The sequence below is a fragment of the Microcystis sp. Msp_OC_L_20101000_S702 genome (genome assembly GCF_007095705.1).
Lineage (GTDB): Bacteria > Cyanobacteriota > Cyanobacteriia > Cyanobacteriales > Microcystaceae > Microcystis > Microcystis ichthyoblabe_A.
Genome location: NZ_SFBO01000085.1, coordinates 1 through 15,559, shown reverse-complemented (window position 1 = coordinate 15,559; position 15,559 = coordinate 1). Strand labels below are relative to the sequence as shown.

The 15,559-nt window shown below is 44.2% G+C and carries 17 protein-coding genes and 1 pseudogene; 6 read left to right on the top strand and 12 right to left on the bottom strand.

Annotated elements, in window-relative coordinates; genetic code table 11:
• Window positions 1-275 (top strand): transposase (locus tag EWV60_RS09055; protein WP_287231955.1); only part of this gene is annotated, 275 nt, incomplete at its 5' end.
• A 74-nt stretch (window positions 276-349) separates the two neighbouring features.
• On the opposite strand, the gene EWV60_RS09050 is transcribed toward EWV60_RS09055, so the two are convergent.
• The 3 genes from EWV60_RS09050 to EWV60_RS09040 all read right to left on the bottom strand — a co-directional run bounded on the left by EWV60_RS09050 (window position 350) and on the right by EWV60_RS09040 (window position 2,191).
• Complete coding sequence (locus EWV60_RS09050) at window positions 350-547, bottom strand: type II toxin-antitoxin system HicB family antitoxin (protein WP_002738180.1); 198 nt, start codon at window positions 545-547, stop codon at window positions 350-352.
• Window positions 548-947: 400 nt separating this feature from the next.
• Window positions 948-1,451 carry an MT-A70 family methyltransferase gene (locus tag EWV60_RS09045; RefSeq protein WP_287231953.1) on the bottom strand — a complete coding sequence of 168 codons (504 nt, stop codon included), beginning with the start codon at window positions 1,449-1,451 and terminating at the stop codon, window positions 948-950.
• A 14-nt stretch (window positions 1,452-1,465) separates the two neighbouring features.
• On the bottom strand, window positions 1,466-2,191 hold the full coding sequence (locus EWV60_RS09040) for a BglII/BstYI family type II restriction endonuclease (protein WP_287231951.1): 726 nt from the start codon (window positions 2,189-2,191) through the stop codon (window positions 1,466-1,468).
• A gap of 274 nt (window positions 2,192-2,465) precedes the next feature.
• Here EWV60_RS09040 and EWV60_RS09035 point away from each other — a divergent pair, with 274 nt between their 5' ends.
• The gene (locus EWV60_RS09035; RefSeq protein WP_353734387.1) at window positions 2,466-2,930 is read left to right on the top strand and encodes a site-specific integrase; all 465 of its coding nucleotides are present in this window, start codon (window positions 2,466-2,468) and stop codon (window positions 2,928-2,930) included.
• Between the two features lie 3 nt (window positions 2,931-2,933).
• On the opposite strand, the gene EWV60_RS09030 is transcribed toward EWV60_RS09035, so the two are convergent.
• Window positions 2,934-3,788, bottom strand: coding sequence for a universal stress protein (locus EWV60_RS09030; RefSeq protein ID WP_002803408.1), 855 nt, complete (start codon window positions 3,786-3,788; stop codon window positions 2,934-2,936).
• Window positions 3,789-4,379: 591 nt separating this feature from the next.
• Between EWV60_RS09030 and EWV60_RS09025 the strand changes: the two genes are divergently transcribed.
• Window positions 4,380-5,357 carry an alpha/beta fold hydrolase gene (locus EWV60_RS09025; protein ID WP_287231949.1) on the top strand — a complete coding sequence of 326 codons (978 nt, stop codon included), beginning with the start codon at window positions 4,380-4,382 and terminating at the stop codon, window positions 5,355-5,357.
• A 391-nt stretch (window positions 5,358-5,748) separates the two neighbouring features.
• On the opposite strand, the gene EWV60_RS09020 is transcribed toward EWV60_RS09025, so the two are convergent.
• Entirely contained in the window at window positions 5,749-6,393 is a 645-nt protein-coding gene (locus EWV60_RS09020; RefSeq protein ID WP_016515546.1) for a hypothetical protein, read from the bottom strand.
• Between the two features lie 102 nt (window positions 6,394-6,495).
• On the opposite strand from EWV60_RS09020, the gene mnmA reads away from it, so the two are divergent.
• Window positions 6,496-7,554 carry a tRNA 2-thiouridine(34) synthase MnmA gene (gene mnmA / locus EWV60_RS09015; protein WP_287231946.1) on the top strand — a complete coding sequence of 353 codons (1,059 nt, stop codon included), beginning with the start codon at window positions 6,496-6,498 and terminating at the stop codon, window positions 7,552-7,554.
• An 89-nt stretch (window positions 7,555-7,643) separates the two neighbouring features.
• Here mnmA and EWV60_RS09010 read toward each other — a convergent pair whose 3' ends face one another.
• The 4 genes from EWV60_RS09010 to EWV60_RS08995 form a co-directional block, all read right to left on the bottom strand.
• On the bottom strand, window positions 7,644-8,396 hold the full coding sequence (locus EWV60_RS09010; protein ID WP_002744197.1) for a phycobilisome rod-core linker polypeptide: 753 nt from the start codon (window positions 8,394-8,396) through the stop codon (window positions 7,644-7,646).
• A 216-nt stretch (window positions 8,397-8,612) separates the two neighbouring features.
• Window positions 8,613-9,194 (bottom strand): phycobiliprotein lyase, encoded by a 582-nt coding sequence (locus EWV60_RS09005; RefSeq protein WP_287231944.1) that lies wholly within the window; start codon window positions 9,192-9,194, stop codon window positions 8,613-8,615.
• A 75-nt stretch (window positions 9,195-9,269) separates the two neighbouring features.
• Complete coding sequence (locus EWV60_RS09000; RefSeq protein WP_287231942.1) at window positions 9,270-10,193, bottom strand: restriction endonuclease; 924 nt, start codon at window positions 10,191-10,193, stop codon at window positions 9,270-9,272.
• A gap of 444 nt (window positions 10,194-10,637) precedes the next feature.
• Entirely contained in the window at window positions 10,638-11,066 is a 429-nt protein-coding gene (locus EWV60_RS08995) for an ATP-dependent zinc protease family protein (protein WP_287231941.1), read from the bottom strand.
• Between the two features lie 436 nt (window positions 11,067-11,502).
• Here EWV60_RS08995 and EWV60_RS08990 point away from each other — a divergent pair, with 436 nt between their 5' ends.
• A complete protein-coding gene (locus EWV60_RS08990) occupies window positions 11,503-12,300 on the top strand; it encodes a glutathione S-transferase (RefSeq protein ID WP_110580611.1) in 798 nt (265 codons plus the stop codon).
• A 181-nt stretch (window positions 12,301-12,481) separates the two neighbouring features.
• On the opposite strand, the gene nblR is transcribed toward EWV60_RS08990, so the two are convergent.
• Window positions 12,482-13,171 (bottom strand): response regulator transcription factor NblR, encoded by a 690-nt coding sequence (gene nblR / locus EWV60_RS08985; protein WP_002744217.1) that lies wholly within the window; start codon window positions 13,169-13,171, stop codon window positions 12,482-12,484.
• Between the two features lie 70 nt (window positions 13,172-13,241).
• Window positions 13,242-13,763, bottom strand: a complete 522-nt coding sequence (locus tag EWV60_RS08980) for a hypothetical protein (protein ID WP_002736927.1) — start codon at window positions 13,761-13,763, stop codon at window positions 13,242-13,244.
• Window positions 13,764-13,952: 189 nt separating this feature from the next.
• Here EWV60_RS08980 and crtD point away from each other — a divergent pair, with 189 nt between their 5' ends.
• A complete protein-coding gene (gene crtD, locus EWV60_RS08975; RefSeq protein ID WP_287231937.1) occupies window positions 13,953-15,464 on the top strand; it encodes a C-3',4' desaturase CrtD in 1,512 nt (503 codons plus the stop codon).
• Here crtD and EWV60_RS08970 read toward each other — a convergent pair.
• A pseudogene (locus EWV60_RS08970) lies at window positions 15,451-15,559 on the bottom strand (IS630 family transposase); the annotation flags it as partial. The gene crtD and the pseudogene EWV60_RS08970 sit on opposite strands and share 14 nt — an antisense overlap.

Below are 15,559 nucleotides of genomic sequence, written 5' to 3'. Positions count from 1 at the left end.
AAGAAATTAGACAAACTTATCAAAGTTGTAGAACGTTCAGAGGTGCTGAGAGAAAATTGGAAAAATGGATAAGAATAGGCGGGATATTATATCAAAGTAGTGCCAGCATGATCCAGAAGCATTTGCCTGGTATTTGTAATTACTTTGAAAATCATACAACCAACGGATTAATTGAGGGAATGAATACCAAAATCAAGCTTATTAAAAGAATGAGTTATGGATTTACCAATTTTGAACATCTTCGACTTAAGCTGTTTGCTTGCTTTAATTTATAACAAAAATTAACACACGAAAACCAGGAGAGCCCGTACTGCATCTAGGTGATTTACGCCAGGAATTCTAGGCATAGTTACACCTGCATTTCAATTTCACGAATTTCCCCATCTTGCAAGCGTTCTTCTAAGGCTGCAAGATACTCACGAATTGCATCTTGGATATTGGTTAATGCCTCTTCCTCAGTATCTCCCTCAGACCAACAACCGGGGAGCGCAGGAACGCCAACAGTAATTCCTTCTTCAGAACGATAAAGGACAATTTTGTATTTCATCATAAGTTCCTTCTAGATAGCACTCCATTTTAGCTTGATAGAATTATGGATGTGGGATCAAATTGTAGCAACAGCGGAACCTCACAGCAAACTTGATATGGTTGGGTTTCCTTGCGTCAACCGTTCGGCAAAGGCTCACGGCCGAAGTTCAACCTACAGGCTACTCTAGGCTATTTATTCCCCTAGAAACGAATCGCACCGTTACATTTCATTAACGCACCCTACAAGATCCGCGTGCTGCTACGCAGTGCCTTCGGCATCGCACTGTTATGAGTTGATTGATGTTGGGTTTCCTTGCGTCAACCCAACCTACGGGCGAGGCTGAAACAGTCCAGTAGCGTGTGTTAGCGTTAGCGTAACGCACGGATTTTGAACATTAGATAAGGTGCGTTACATTGCATTAACGCACCCTACAAGATCGGCGATCGCACTGCTCGTCGGGCTTCCTGCTGTGCTCTCGCTTCTGCGTCGAGATAATGTTCTCTTGGCTCCTTCCCGGACTTAGTGTGCGAGCATTTTTGCCCCGAACTCCGAAAAGAATCATCTCTGTGACGTTGCGGAAATAAAACCCCACGCCGCGACGATCAGGCCCGCCGTCTTTGCGGACCTTGTACCAAATCAGATTGCTTTTATAAGTAAATCCCCAGTGACTCATGACGGCCAGCCCGTCAGGCAGCAATGCATTAGGAACCCAAAGATAAAGATGCGCTGTATCGTTTACGACCGCCTCAACAGGCAAGTCCTTTATCTCTTGGAGGGTCATTGTCGGGTAGCGACTGAGACGCTTATGCTCCGGCGCCATTTTTCCGGTCCGGTTGGCAAACTGCCAAGGGGGGTCTGCCAAAATCGTTGAGAACTTTCGCTTCCCGACAGACTCAAGCAAATCATCAGACGCGCTGGACATGGCAACTCCTAAAACTATTCGACAACGATGCTTCTCGGGAGCCCAATCAGCAACAAGGGACAAGGATTTCCAACGCCACGGTGGACTCGATCCTCGAGCTTTCTCCAGTGCGTTGTGGCCTCTCCAAACTTATCAGAAACGAAGACATGCGCCCAACCTTTCTCGAAGCTTCCTCTGCTTTGGGCTGCGGCTTCGATGAGACTGACTTGCCGCTCAGTGGGGCTGTAAAACGCTCTGGTGTCCTCGACTCTTAGAACTCCGTTTGAGATTGCGAAGTTCTCTACGATCTCTCTCAGGCCGGAATGCAGGCTTTGACCTCTCGTAACAATGACGCCAACTGAGATAACACCGTCAGCGTGCAGCCTTTTGTAATTCTCGAGATCTCGATCGAAAAAAGGATCTTTGTTATTCCACTCAATTTCTAGCGCGCACGTTCCGTTTGAAAATGCTTTCACATGATCAATCTCATGCGAAATGCTTTCCTTCTCAACGCCGTCAACCGTCTTCTTGATCTCGAAGTTGTGTTTTAGCCAATCCTTGTCGCAAAAGCTGCGACGAAGCCTTTGTGTCAGCTCCCCCTCGCCGCCGCCACCCCGGATCAGTTCGATTGCATCGATGCTTGCATCGATAAGCACGTCCTCGATCTCTTGCAGAGCATCAGGCATGTCGTGCTTGAGGATTGCCTCAGCATGGTGCAAGGCAACGACTTCAAACCCCTTAGCTTTGAGCTTCGCTAGCATCAGTTCTCCGTATACCTTCAAAAATACGCCTAACTATATATTATGCGGAAATTTTCCGTATATCACGCTAAATACGCACTTTTTAAAGAATCTTTCCGTATATTACGCTCAAATAGAGTGATCGCGAGAAGTTTTCCGTATAATATTACAATAAGCGTGTTATGCCGATTAGCATACTCTGTTATGAACCCTCCCCCACCCCGAAAACTCCTGGAGGTAGTGCGAGAGACGATCCGCCCTACCGCATTACTCCTACCGCACCGAACAAACATATCTGGACTGGATTAAGCGTTATCTGCTCTTCCATCAGAAAAAACATCCCCGCGAAATGGGGGAAGAAGAGATCAAGTCCTTTTTGAGCCATCTTGCCGTTGATAAAAACGTTGCCGCCGCCACCCAGAACCAAGCCCTCAACGCCATCCTCTTCCTTTATCGGGAAGTTCTTAAAATTGAACTGGAAAATATCGGTACATATTTACGGGAAAAACGCTCCAAACGTCTGCCCACCGTCCTCACCAAAAAAGTAAAAATGGCTGATGATTTTAGCGATCGCACAACAGACCGCGATCGCTGCCCAGGTCATTCTCAACCCACCAAAGTTAGGATTGCTCATCCAAGAAAGAGTCGAAGTTATCCCTTAAATGAGCTAATCGCCTTTAGCTCGGCTTTTATGACGATGAAAGCCATTGCCAGCAACTTAAATCAAATGAGTCAAGACTTACCTGCCTACACCCAATAGGGGCTAAATCCCTTCTTTTCTGGCTAAAAGGACGGGACAATTGACATTAACCCGCACATAATCCGAAAGGGAAGTACCGAGAAGGCGATCGAGATCTGGTAAACTCTTAGCCACGGAAGGACGGCGATCGGGCGAACCCAACAGTAAGAGATCGACATTATAATCATCGACGAGTTTACAGAGTTGTTCTCCCGGTTTACCCCCCGTCACCACGCAGCGATAGGGTATATTCATCCGTTTCGCTTTTGCCACTGCCGGCCCTATAATCGGGTTTTCTTCCATTTCTTTGGGGGAAGTGGGGGCAAATTCCGGTTTTAAGTCGGGGTTGACGCGGGCCAGAATTAACTCTGCTGAAGGATAATCCCGCAGGAGATAAATAGCCAGATCGAGAGCTAAATCAGCCGAGCTAGACTTATCGAGAGCTACCATCACCTTTTTGATTTTTTTGACGTAAATATCGTCTTTTACCAATAACATCGGGTGATTAGTCAGTTGAAAGACGTATTGACTGACGGAATTTTCTAGAATTGCCTCCAGTCGCTTTAGTCCTCGGGAACCCATCAGGATCAAATCGGCACCGATTTCGTCGGCAACTTGACAGACGGTATCTTTGGGATCTCCTTGACGCAGAATCGTGGAAACTTTGCTCGGTTCAATTTTGACTTCTTGCAGGATTTTAGTCAGCATTTGGGTCCCTTCTTCCCATTTACTGGCCAGAGCTTCGGTGGTAATCTGAGGGGGAACAACCCGGAGAATGGTAATCGACGCTTTCCGGATAGCGGGGAGATCCATCAATGCTTGTAGCATTTCTTGGGTTTGACCTGTGCCGGAATCAGCGTATAGTATTTTCTCTAGCATAAGATTAAACTCGGTCTATGATCTTAATAGTTTTCGCCAATTTTCAGCATACTGCTAATGTTGTTCCCGAAATTTAACAACTTATTAAGCGCTTTTTCTTCGGTTAACGCGATGCCGAAGGCACTGCGTAGCAGCTCGCATTCGAGGGTATTTTAAGTATTTATGCTCAATTGACTAGAAATACTTGTCTCAAAATCACGGTGTCAAGCGTTCGTTTGTATTATATTTTGGCTGCAATACTGGCGCTCTCTTTTAATCACAGCTAAATCCGTTGAGTATAGGCTACTTATAAGGACAGGCACTCATGCAAGAGGCAAGAGAGGGGGTATAGATAATCAGTCTTTAATAAACGGATTTAGTATCATTGCCGCTGCTCACCATTAAATCGACCATTTAATTGATGATTAGAGTTCTTGCATAATTAATTTTTGAGAGTGCAAAAATGAGAAAAATAGACATAAAATTGCATAAAATCCCTAAATAGAGCATTTAATTGATTAATGCTCATTCTTAATTCTCCTGACGACCGGCTACTGGCTCGGATACTCCTCACCTAAAGGAAGATTTTTTATTTTTACAAGAGGTCTAGTTATGTCTTTATCAATTCGAGTAATTCTCCTAGTAGCGACGACAGTTTATCAGACGTTATCTGTTTGGTTAGAAGAACAAAAAGCACCGCCGGGTAATTTGATTAATCTGGGTAAATATCGCCTGCATTTTTGTCTAGCAGGAGTAGCTAGTCCCACTATTATTGTTGACCATAGTTTAGGGGGAATTGAGGGATATTTTTTGATAGAAGAATTGTCACAATTAGCTAGGGTTTGTATTTATGATCGAGCGGGTTATGGTTGGAGCGATCCTAGTCCATATCCCCGAACTAGCTACCAAATTGTTCAGGAATTAGATCAATTACTAACCCAAGCAAAAATAGAACCACCTTATATTTTAGTTGGTGATTCTTTTGGCAGTTATAATGTTCGACTGTATGCTCATCTGTTCCCAGAAAAAGTAGTAGGTTTGGTACTCACCGATGGTTTACACGACAAAGGAATGCTGAAAATGTCGCCAGCATTAAAGGCATTAAAATTATTTTTCATCTCTGGATTTTTGATGTCGATTATTGGCTCAATTTTAGGCATTATCCGAGTTTTGAGAGTTCTAGGAGTTTTTGAATTATTAAAACCAGAATTGCGTCGCTTTTCCCCGGATTATTGTGATCGAGTTAAGCGTTCTTTCTGTCGCGCTAAACACTGGATGACGATGAGTAGAGAAATGCTTAATCTCGACCAAAGCGCTCGTCAGGTGAGTGAGGCTAAAAATTTCGGTAATTTACCGATAGTTAGTATTAAAGCTAATTCTTTTTTTAAACCTTCCCTTTGGACTCGGTTTATTCCCCTCAAAAGTGCCAACCGACTCCGGGAGGAGATGCACCTGGAATTAGGCAAGTTATCCGGAGATTTTCTGCAAATACAAGCAGATAAAAGTGGTCATTTTATCTGGATGGATCAACCGGATGTGATCATCGATGCGGTCAGAATTTTGCTTGACAAAATTAACTCTATGTGCTAGGTAAGTAGTTGGACAAAAGTAAAGTTAACTGTGGGGTAAGGAGTCAGTAGCCGGTTGTCAGGAGCCGGTCGTCAGTAAGAATTGCGGCAATTTACATTTCTTAAGATAGACAACAGAATTTATGTCCGACTACTTAATAGGGTAAAATTAACTTTTTGGTTAGGATAGGCAAGAGGCAAGAGATTCGATCGAGATTAGCTAAAATTCTAGAGAATTATTGCATAATTAGGGTTTGCTGAATAAATCTAAAAACCTTGTTGGATAAAAATTTTAGACTTTTTTGATATCAAAAAGTGTCAGCCATTGGAGTGAACGGGGGGGAATAAAACCCTACACCCCACACCCTACACCCCACACCCTACACCCCACCAACAGACTTTTTCAGCATACCCTAATTATTGAGGGTAATAATCTGAGCGCTAAAACCCTGTTTAGTTAAATCTTGTACCCGTTGTTTAGCTTGGTATTGTTGCTGAAATAACCCCACTTGAATAACATTTTCTCCCGCGCGGATAAATGCGAGGGGTTCAATTTCTTGAATTTTTGCCAACGCTTCTGTACTATTACTCTGAACTTCAACCCGAAAGAGTTGATTAGCGGCAATAACCCGCTGCTGTGGTGGGGGAGAAGGGGGTTTATTGGCGCGATTTTGCGGTCTGGGTGCTGGTGGATTGACAGTTTGACGATTATGATTATTAACCACCGTAGCATCGGCAGGACGCACGGTAGCGGGAGCTTGAAAAACGTATTCTCTCAGGGGTTGATTACCGGAAACTGGGTCCGCCACCGGGGGGCGAACTGATGGAGAATTAACGAGGGGTAAATTTAAGGGTGAACATTGGGAACAATTAACAGCACTGGGACTGTCTGAACGTTTAGTTGGTTGTCTCACCGCCGGCGGTGGGGGCAAACGACGACCGGGATAAAGATTCTGGGCAAAAGATAAGTTTGCTTTTAGCAGCAGCGTTCCTTGAGCGATTATCCCGACTTTTAACCAAAATAGAGCCGAGAAAAACAGTAGGTTTGTTCTCATCATGCTGGTTTGTCCTCACACGAAATTTGGGTACACCATGTCCAAATTTTAAAGTAGGAGATGCTAGTCTAGAAAGTATATTGGTTAAAAATCATTACAAGATTTATGGGAAAAGTTGTTGTCGGTCTATCAGGGGGAGTAGATAGCTCTGTTGCCGCTGCCGCCTTACACGCTCAAGGTTATGATGTTATTGGCTTGACCCTGTGGTTAATGAAGGGTAAAGGTCAATGCTGCTCCGAGGGAATGGTAGATGCGGCCTTTATTTGTGAGCAGTTGGGGGTTCCCCATCATATCGTCGATAGTCGCGAGCTTTTCCAAAAAGAAATTATTGATTATCTAGTTTCCGGTTACGAAGCGGGAATCACACCGCTGCCCTGTTCTCAGTGCAATAAAGCGGTAAAATTTGGGCCGATGCTGCATTATGCTAGGGAAACCTTGCAAACGGACACTATTGCCACTGGTCACTACGCTAGAATTCGTTTTTCTCCTGAAAATAACTGTTATCAACTGCTGCGCGCCGTCGATCAAAATAAAGATCAATCCTATTTTCTCTATGATCTAACTCAAGATGTACTGCGTGGGACTTTATTTCCCTTGGGCGAACAAACCAAGGCAGAAACCCGCAGGATTGCCCAGGAATTCGGCTTAAAAACAGCAGATAAACCCGATAGTCAGGATTTATGCTTGATTGAAGCTCACGGAACGATGCGATCGTTCTTGGATAAGTATATCGCTGTTAGTGAGGGCGATATCGTCGATCTCGATGGCAAAGTTTTGGGTAAACATAGCGGTATCCATCATTATACGATCGGACAACGCAAAGGCATCGGCATCGCCGCCGCCGAACCTCTCTATGTGGTCAAACTGGATCCCGTCATGAATCGGGTTATCGTCGGTAATCGCGAAAGTGCCGTTAGTGCCGCTTGTCTTGTCGGACGGATGAACTGGGTTTCTATTGCTGAACCCACCACCCCTATCCGCGCGCAAGTACAGGTACGTTATCGTTCTCCGGCCGTTCCCGTCAATGTTATTCCCCTAGAAAATAATCAAGTGAAACTGGTTTTTGATGAACCACAATTTAGTATCACTCCGGGCCAGGCAGCCGTGATTTATGAAGGGGAAATCGTTCTCGGTGGGGGGATTATCTCAGGAGCCACCCCATAGGGAGAGCCACCAATTCACAGAATAACCTGATTATGGTTCGGGGGTCATTCTGCCAATTAGGGACTCTCCCCAGCAGATTTAGCTAAAAATTAACGACGGGGTACAGAAGCCTCGATGTTAATATTCATAGCGGAGACTCTTGGTACAGGATTGCCTTTGGCGCTACCGAGACCCCGGGCCATGGCCAAGAAGCTGGAAGGATCGCCGGCTTTGGGTTTTTGCTCTTGGGGAACATAGCGACGTACAGCATTCTGCCAAACGATTTGAGGGAAGCCCAAAATACCACGATAGTAGCCATCGTAGCGAGGCGAGGTGATGTTGAATGGACGTTCACCAATTTCGCGGCTGGCTAGGGTGCGACGACGTTGGTAGGGAACGGTATCATAACCAAAGCTTTGCAGATACTCGTCACTGTTGAGAAGTTGATCGACAAAACCTTGAATCCCTTTGGTGGCAACGACAATCGACCAAGCAATTTTTTCTCTTTCGCTATAGACATCGCGACCGAGAACTCTTTGTACTACCTGTTCGACAAAGCGATAGTTGCTGTTTTTCTCGTAGAAGCTGTTATAGAAGGTTTTCGATAACAGTAAACCACGAATGAAATCCCGCACCGATAATTGTCCATTGCGTAATTGGGATTCGAGGAAGGGTTCCCGATCCCATTTGAAGGCATGGAAGAAAATCTGACGGTAAGCGGCTTCGATTAAATCGTCCAGGTCGGTAGGGGAGAGGACATTTTCTGTCGTGTAAACTTTCGGTTTTTCGTCTCCACCGACATCATAACCAGCTACCCGCACGTTTTGGGACTTGGGGGCGTAATTTAAAAGAGGAATGGCCAAGGGTAAACCTCCGTATCCTTAGAAATGCTTAAAAAACTTTCCTCCTAATGATAAGGGAGTAGGTGCCAACTAGAAAAGAAATATTAAAAATTCTTACAATTGTTAAGAAAACTTGCTTACCATCCAGGGTGTTGGGGAGCGCCGGAGCAGGGAGAGGGGAGAAAAAAGCGTTCGACTGATAACTGATAACTGATAACTGATAACTGATAACTGAATTTACCAGCCACTAATCGAATAGGATGATGGTTCGGGGGAATCACTAGAGACTGACTCCGATGACTGATTGCGGGATTCAGCACAAAAAGTGGCCGTATTAAAACCGCCAAAACGTTGAACTGTGCTGGTGCGGAGACGTAAATCGGCATCGGCAAACCAAAAACGCTCGATCGAGGTCATAGTTTCGTATTCTGTAATTAAGACTAAACCTTCCTGTTCATCAATGTGATAACGGCCCGCCACGGGAACGATTTCCGCATAACCGCGCTCCCGCAGGAGAACACCCGCTTGGGGATTATCTTCATCGGGAATTAGCGCAAAAACGGTGGTTCCTTGATGATTTTCGTCTTCTTTGTCCCACTGCATCGAACCATCCCAACTGACAAAGGCACCCCCCACAGTCTTAGCGGGATCGACTTCGTGCATTTCACAGATAGCGATAATTTTCGGGTTATCGGCGTTTAAAGCTTCCACATAAATCTCGGAATCGCCAGTTTCTGAGCGTCGAAAGGGTAAATGATGGGTGGTGCGCTGAGATTTCCACTGTCCCGCACTTTTCTGAAAAAAGGTCATACCGTCCATAGTTTTTATCCTCTGTTTTTTCCATCTATTTTAACGCCATGGCCGTTTTCTGTAACCCTTGTCCTCCTCTCTCTCTCATTCATCTCCAAAATAATCATGATCAATTCTCTTGATTTCATAGATTTCTTTTGTCGATACACCTAAGTTATAATCAATCATCAATTGACCTAATTCTTCCCCATCAATCAGCACTATTTTTATCTCATTTCTGGGGGCATATTCTAAAGCCTCTTGGGTAAAATAGGAAGTGGTGATAAAAATACCTTTTTTGGCTCCTTGTCCCGCTAATGCTCCGACAAATTTCTGGATTTCTGGACGACCAACGGCATTATTATCAGCCCATCTTTTGGCTTGAATATAGATTATATCTAAACCGAGTCTATCTTCTTTTATTATCCCATCAATCCCTTGATCACCGCTCTTACCTACCGCTTTACCAGCATCTCTAATCGAGCCACCATAACCCATTTTTACCAGTAATTCTACTACTAATTTTTCAAACGCATCTGGGGATAATTTTCGCAGAATAAAAAGTAAGTCTGTTGCTAATGCTTGACGAATTTCTTGATAGGAGTTTTCTAGTAATTCCTCGGGATTTTGTTCTTGATCAGAAGTTGATAAATTGCTTTCAAGAGTAATAGTTTCATTTTGCTTATTGACTCTAGTAAATTCTTGAAACTCAGGAAATTGCCTGAGAAATTTTGTATCGATATGGTCTAGATTTTGAGATAAGATTTCTTTTCCTTTCTCAGAAATTACAAAAGTTGCCCTTTGGGGTGACTCAATTAATCCCGCTTTCTTTAAATAGGTTTTTGCCCAACCGACTCGATTAGAAAAAATTTCTTGTTGTCCACTGGGAAGCATTTCTTTTCTTTCCGCTTCCGTGACTAGAAACTCTCTGACCAAGGCTTCAAAAATTTCTCGATATTTATAAACTTTGCCATCTGCAAGTATTTTTAATAGAGGCAACATAATCGATTGAAAATCGGGAATAGGCATAGTTCAGATGAAAAGCGGGGGCAGTCATCACAATCATACAGCAACAAGCTCCAAGAATTTAGATAGATAATAATACACCTGAAATTATTAAGAATGTCGAGAGGCATTCCTCAAGAATCTGAGAGAGAATCAATATTATGGGCATCTAATACTAAATCTTGTTTAAAAGGTATAGGAGATCGGGAAGTAGTGGAGCCTTTTTAGTAAACAGTAAACAGAAAACAGTGAACTAAAAACTCACATCTGATAACTGATAACTGATAACTGATGCAAAACTGACGGCTTGGCTCTTCTAGGTTCTGTGTGATAAGTTTAACTTACATAGGATCGATCTTTGTGTCCTTTGTGTCTTTGTGGTTCGCTCCACTCCCTCGCTCTTGAGTAATGTATCTTAGAATACATTTTACCCACCAAACCTGGGAGAGCCACGGCTTTAAATATAACTTAACTCAGTAAAAAAGACCTATTCGGATGGACAAGAAAGCCTTTTTTCAGGGCCTCTCGTCCTAATAACATCCGAAAACCCATGACATCGCGATTAGTCAAGGTTAATTCGATCAGCCATTGACGACCGCCAAGTAATACACTTGTTCTGATAACGGGACGTAGTTGACTTTGACCACCGGAATTTTTTACCTGTCGCCATTCGAGGATTTCTGCGGTGGTGGTGACAGTGTGGTGACTATCTTTTTGGTAGGGATGAACTTGAAAGCGCAGCCAATTGCGATCGCCATCTCGAAAAGGATGCAGATCAAAAGCGTGTAAGGCCGAGGAGCGAGCGCCTGTATCAATCTTGGCCTTTATTTTGGTAATGCCTAAATCAGGTAAATCGAGCCATTCTCGCCAACCGACGATCACTCGATCGAGGGTCATTTTTTTGTCTCTCGTCTAGAATATTCATTAATGTAGCAGAATTCTTAATTTCCTCCCTCTAAAAGTTTACAGATTGAATTTGAGCGACTACAATTAGACCATTCAAACTCCTGGGTGTGGTATGAATTTAAAACATCTGCTTCTTCGTTACTTGGTATGGTTCGATAGGGGGGCATAAATCGACTAAATCCTTATCTGGCAAGAGACTTAATTGATGAGTTCGCTCTAGATAAAAAACAATTGACAAAAGTTGGGGTAATGTCTGTTTCTATAAGGGTTTCATCTCTTATAACCCCCGTCCATTGCATAACACAAACCGAAGAACCACAAATGTTTGAGTAAAATCGGAGTAAAGTCTTTAGGTTTAGGCGATTGATGCCCGATAGGGTTAGAGTAATCAGGGAGAAACTGATTTATCGAGAGGCTATATTATCCTATGCTAGAACTCTACCAATTTGAATTATCTGCCTATTGTGAGAAAGTCCGTCTCATCCTCGACTATAAAGGTCTTGCCTATAAAAAAAGGGACGTGGTGCCAGGGGTGGGACAATTGGAATTATTCCGTCTTTCCGGACAGCGCCAGGTCCCGGTCCTCAAGGATGGTGACACTTATATCGCTGACTCGACGGAGATTGCTTTTTATCTCGATCGCAAGTATCCTGAAAAACCAATTATCCCTACAGATCCCCTCCAACGGGGTCAATGTTTATTAATCGAAGAATGGGCCGATGAATCCCTGGGATTAAAAGGAAGAACCGCTTTTCTCGGCGCTTTTGCCCAAAATCAAAACTTTCGTACCGCCTTTTTACCCCGGGAAACTCCCGATTTTATGCGCTTGTTGCTGGGTTCCTTGCCGGGGGAATTAATTGATATTTTTGGGACGGGTGTAGGTCTGGGAAAAGATGCTATCAATACGGCTAAAAAAGGGCTACAACAGGACTTAGAGGCTTTAAACCTCATTTTAGCCAATCGTCCCTATTTAGTCGGGGATCAGCCCACTTTAGCCGATTTAGCTGTGGCGGGATTAAGTGTACTGCTTCAGTTTCCCCAGGGTTCCTATCTCAACTTACCCCCGGAATTGCAAGGCAAGGGGATTCCAGGGTTAGCTGATAATAGCGCCTACGAGGGCTTTTTTGTCTGGCGTGATCGTCTTTATAGTCAATACCGTCAAACTATTACCCCGGGGAGTTCCACCCCTCCCATCGATTCCCCCACCTCTATCCAGATCGAATAGCAGAGCTTGACTAGGGTGGTGGGGTGTGGGGTGTAGGGTGTAGGGTGTGGGGTGTGGGGTGTAGGGTGTGGGGTGTAGGGTGTAGGGTGTAGGGTGTGGGGTGTGGGGTGTGGGGTGTAGGGTGTGGGGAAAATAAATAAAAATAATCTCCTGACGACCGACGACCGGCTCCTATCTCCTGTTAAGATTCGCGTAAAACGTAGCCGACACCGCGCACGGTATGAATGAGGCGTTTTTGACCACCAGCTTCCATTTTCAGGCGTAAATAGCGAATATATACCTCAATAACGTTTGATTCTCCTTGAAATTCATCTCCCCAGACATTTTCGAGAATTTGATCCCTTGATAATACTTCTTTCGGGTGAATCATCAGGTAGCGGAGCAGTTCAAATTCCTTCATCGTCAACTCAATATTTTTGTTCTTATAGGAGAGACGACGAGTGGCTAAATCCAATACTAAGTCACCGAAGCGCAATTGTTCGGGGATAGTTTCCATCGGTTGCAGGTAAAAACGGATTAATTTGAGGAAAGATTGCGAATTATAGGGTTTGAGAAAATAATCGTCGGCTCCCGCTTCCAAACAGGCGAGACGTTCTTCTAGAGTTTCTTGAGATACTAATAAAATAATATAAACGCGACTTCCCTGGGAACGTAAACGACGACAAAACTTTACACCGGCCTCCGCCGCGAGGAGGCGATCGAGTATAATCATCGCTGGCTGCCAACTTTCCACTTCTGGGAAAGCGCTATCAATGCTAGGCACAATCAGGGGACGATAACCTGCTTCTTGCAAGTTCGCACTAGCTAGTTTAGCGATATTCTCCTCAATTCCCACCAAGAGAATCGAAGAACTCAGAACTGGTGTACTCATTAGTCGGCAGCGGTAAAGAAATAGGAAAGATAGGGAGGCGACTGGCCAATTATACTTAATTCATTCTTGCCTAACCGATTTTAGATAAAAAAGTTAACGCTGTGGTGCGTTGGACAAAATTACCATTGACAGACCAACCGGTCACTCGATCGGGGGACGACCAGAGGCTAAGATGATCTACAGGGGGATCCGCATAAAAATTTTCTCCACCGCTACCCAATAAACAGGAACTCCAATGGGTAAAATAATCATGACTAAGGCGATAAATAGGAAAATTACCGATTAATGGCACTCCCCACCCGTCCAGAGCCATTAAAGCTCGAATTTTCACCCCTTGAGCTTGCCAATAATAGGCTAAAGCGATCGCATTTACCACCCCCGCACTAAACCCAATCAAGGTTAGGTCTTCTCCGGGTAAAAAAGCTTCATTTAAGCAAGAAAAAGGAGAAATAATAATATAGGAGCGTAATTTGACCGATTTGCTCCCCAGATGTCCTAAAAAATCCTCCGTCAATCTAGAATCATGAAAACCAGTACAAATCACTAAGGTATTGACACTCCCGTCCTTAAAAGCGAGGGATTCTTGGTTCATAGAGTTTCCTTAATTAGTAGTTTAAATGAGCCTAAACCCTTAAATAGCCTGGAATCCAACAAAGCAAAAAGCTTTTTTTATTAAAATTGCTTTTTTGAATTCTGGTGAGCCTTACTTGGCAAGGCTTGCGTCGATTATTTTCTGCTAACATATCATAACTACTCTAGAAGAGCCATAATTGTTAAGAAAATGACGCGAATTACCGTTATTGGTGCAGGGATTGGCGGACTAACGGCGGCGGCATTATTGGCGCGTCGAGGTTATCAAGTCACAGTATATGATCAGGCGCTTGTCCCCGGGGGTTGTGCCTCGACTTTTTCCCGTCGGGGTTTTACTTTTGACGTGGGGGCAACTCAAGTGGCAGGATTAGAAGTAGGGGGCATTCATCAGCGCATTTTTGCCGAATTAGGGATAGATTTACCCGATTCTGTCCCCTGCGATCCCGCCTGTGCCGTTTTTCTGCCGGGGGAAACCAATCCGATTAATGTCTGGCGCGATCGGCAAAAGTGGCAAGAGGAAAGACAAAAACAATTTCCGGGCAGCGAACCTTTTTGGCAATTATTACAAAAACTCTTTCAAGCAAGTTGGCGTTTTCAAAGTCGCGATCCAGTTTTACCCCCGCGCAACTGGTGGGATTTAGGGCAATTAATCGCCGCTTTGCGTGTAGATACTGCCATTACCTTCCCCTTTACTTTGATGACTGTGGGGGATGCTCTGCGATTATACGGCTTAGAGAGGGATAAACGCCTAAAAACCTTCCTTGATCTCCAGTTAAAGCTTTATTCCCAAGTTACTGCCGATGAAACCGCTTTACTTTATGCCGCCACCGCTTTAGCAGTTTCTCAGTCTCCCCAAGGTTTATCCCACCTTCAGGGTAGTATGCAGGTATTAAGCGATCGCCTAGTAACAGCTTTGGAAAAATACGGCGGTAAATTGCAAATGCGCCACACAGTAGAAAAAATACTGACAGAAAAGGGAAAAGCCCAGGGAATTATCGTCAGAAATCAAAAAAATGGTCAAATATATCCAGAAATGGCCGATGAGATTGTCGCTAATATCCCGATCCAAAATTTACCACAATTAATCGATCGCGAAGCCATTCCCAGTCTTTATCACCGGAGAATCGAAAAACTTCCCCCCGCATCCGCTGCTTTTGTGGTTTACTTAGGAGTCGATCGCGCTGCTATTCCCCCCGATTGTCCTCCCCATTTGCAATTCCTCTACGATTACGATGGCATAATCGGCGAAAATAACTCTTTGTTTGTTTCCGTGAGTAAAGAAGGAGATGGCCGCGCTCCAGTGGGAAAAGCGACGATTATTGCTTCTTCCTTCACCGATACCAGTCTTTGGTGGCAAAAAGGAGAAGATAATTATCAGCAATTAAAAGCAGCATACACCCAAGAGGCGATCGAGCGTCTCGGTAATTATTTCCATCTTAGTCCTGATCACATCGTTCACATCGAATCAGCTACTCCTCGCACTTTTGAACGGTTTACGGGGCGAAATCAGGGCATTGTCGGCGGTATTGGTCAAAGACTGTCCACTTTTGGCCCTTTTGGCGTAGCGACGCGCACTCCGATCCCCCATCTTTGGTTAGTAGGAGATTCCACCCATCCGGGAGAAGGCACTGCCGGAGTCAGCTATTCGGCACTCACGGTAGTTAGACAGATTGAGAATCAATTATACTTTAGACGTTCATAATCTGAGATTTATTAAACTTCTGAAATCGTAGAGTCAGCAAGGAATCCAGTTCTTTTTTATGTTTCAGATGGGCATCATTCAGACATTCATAAATA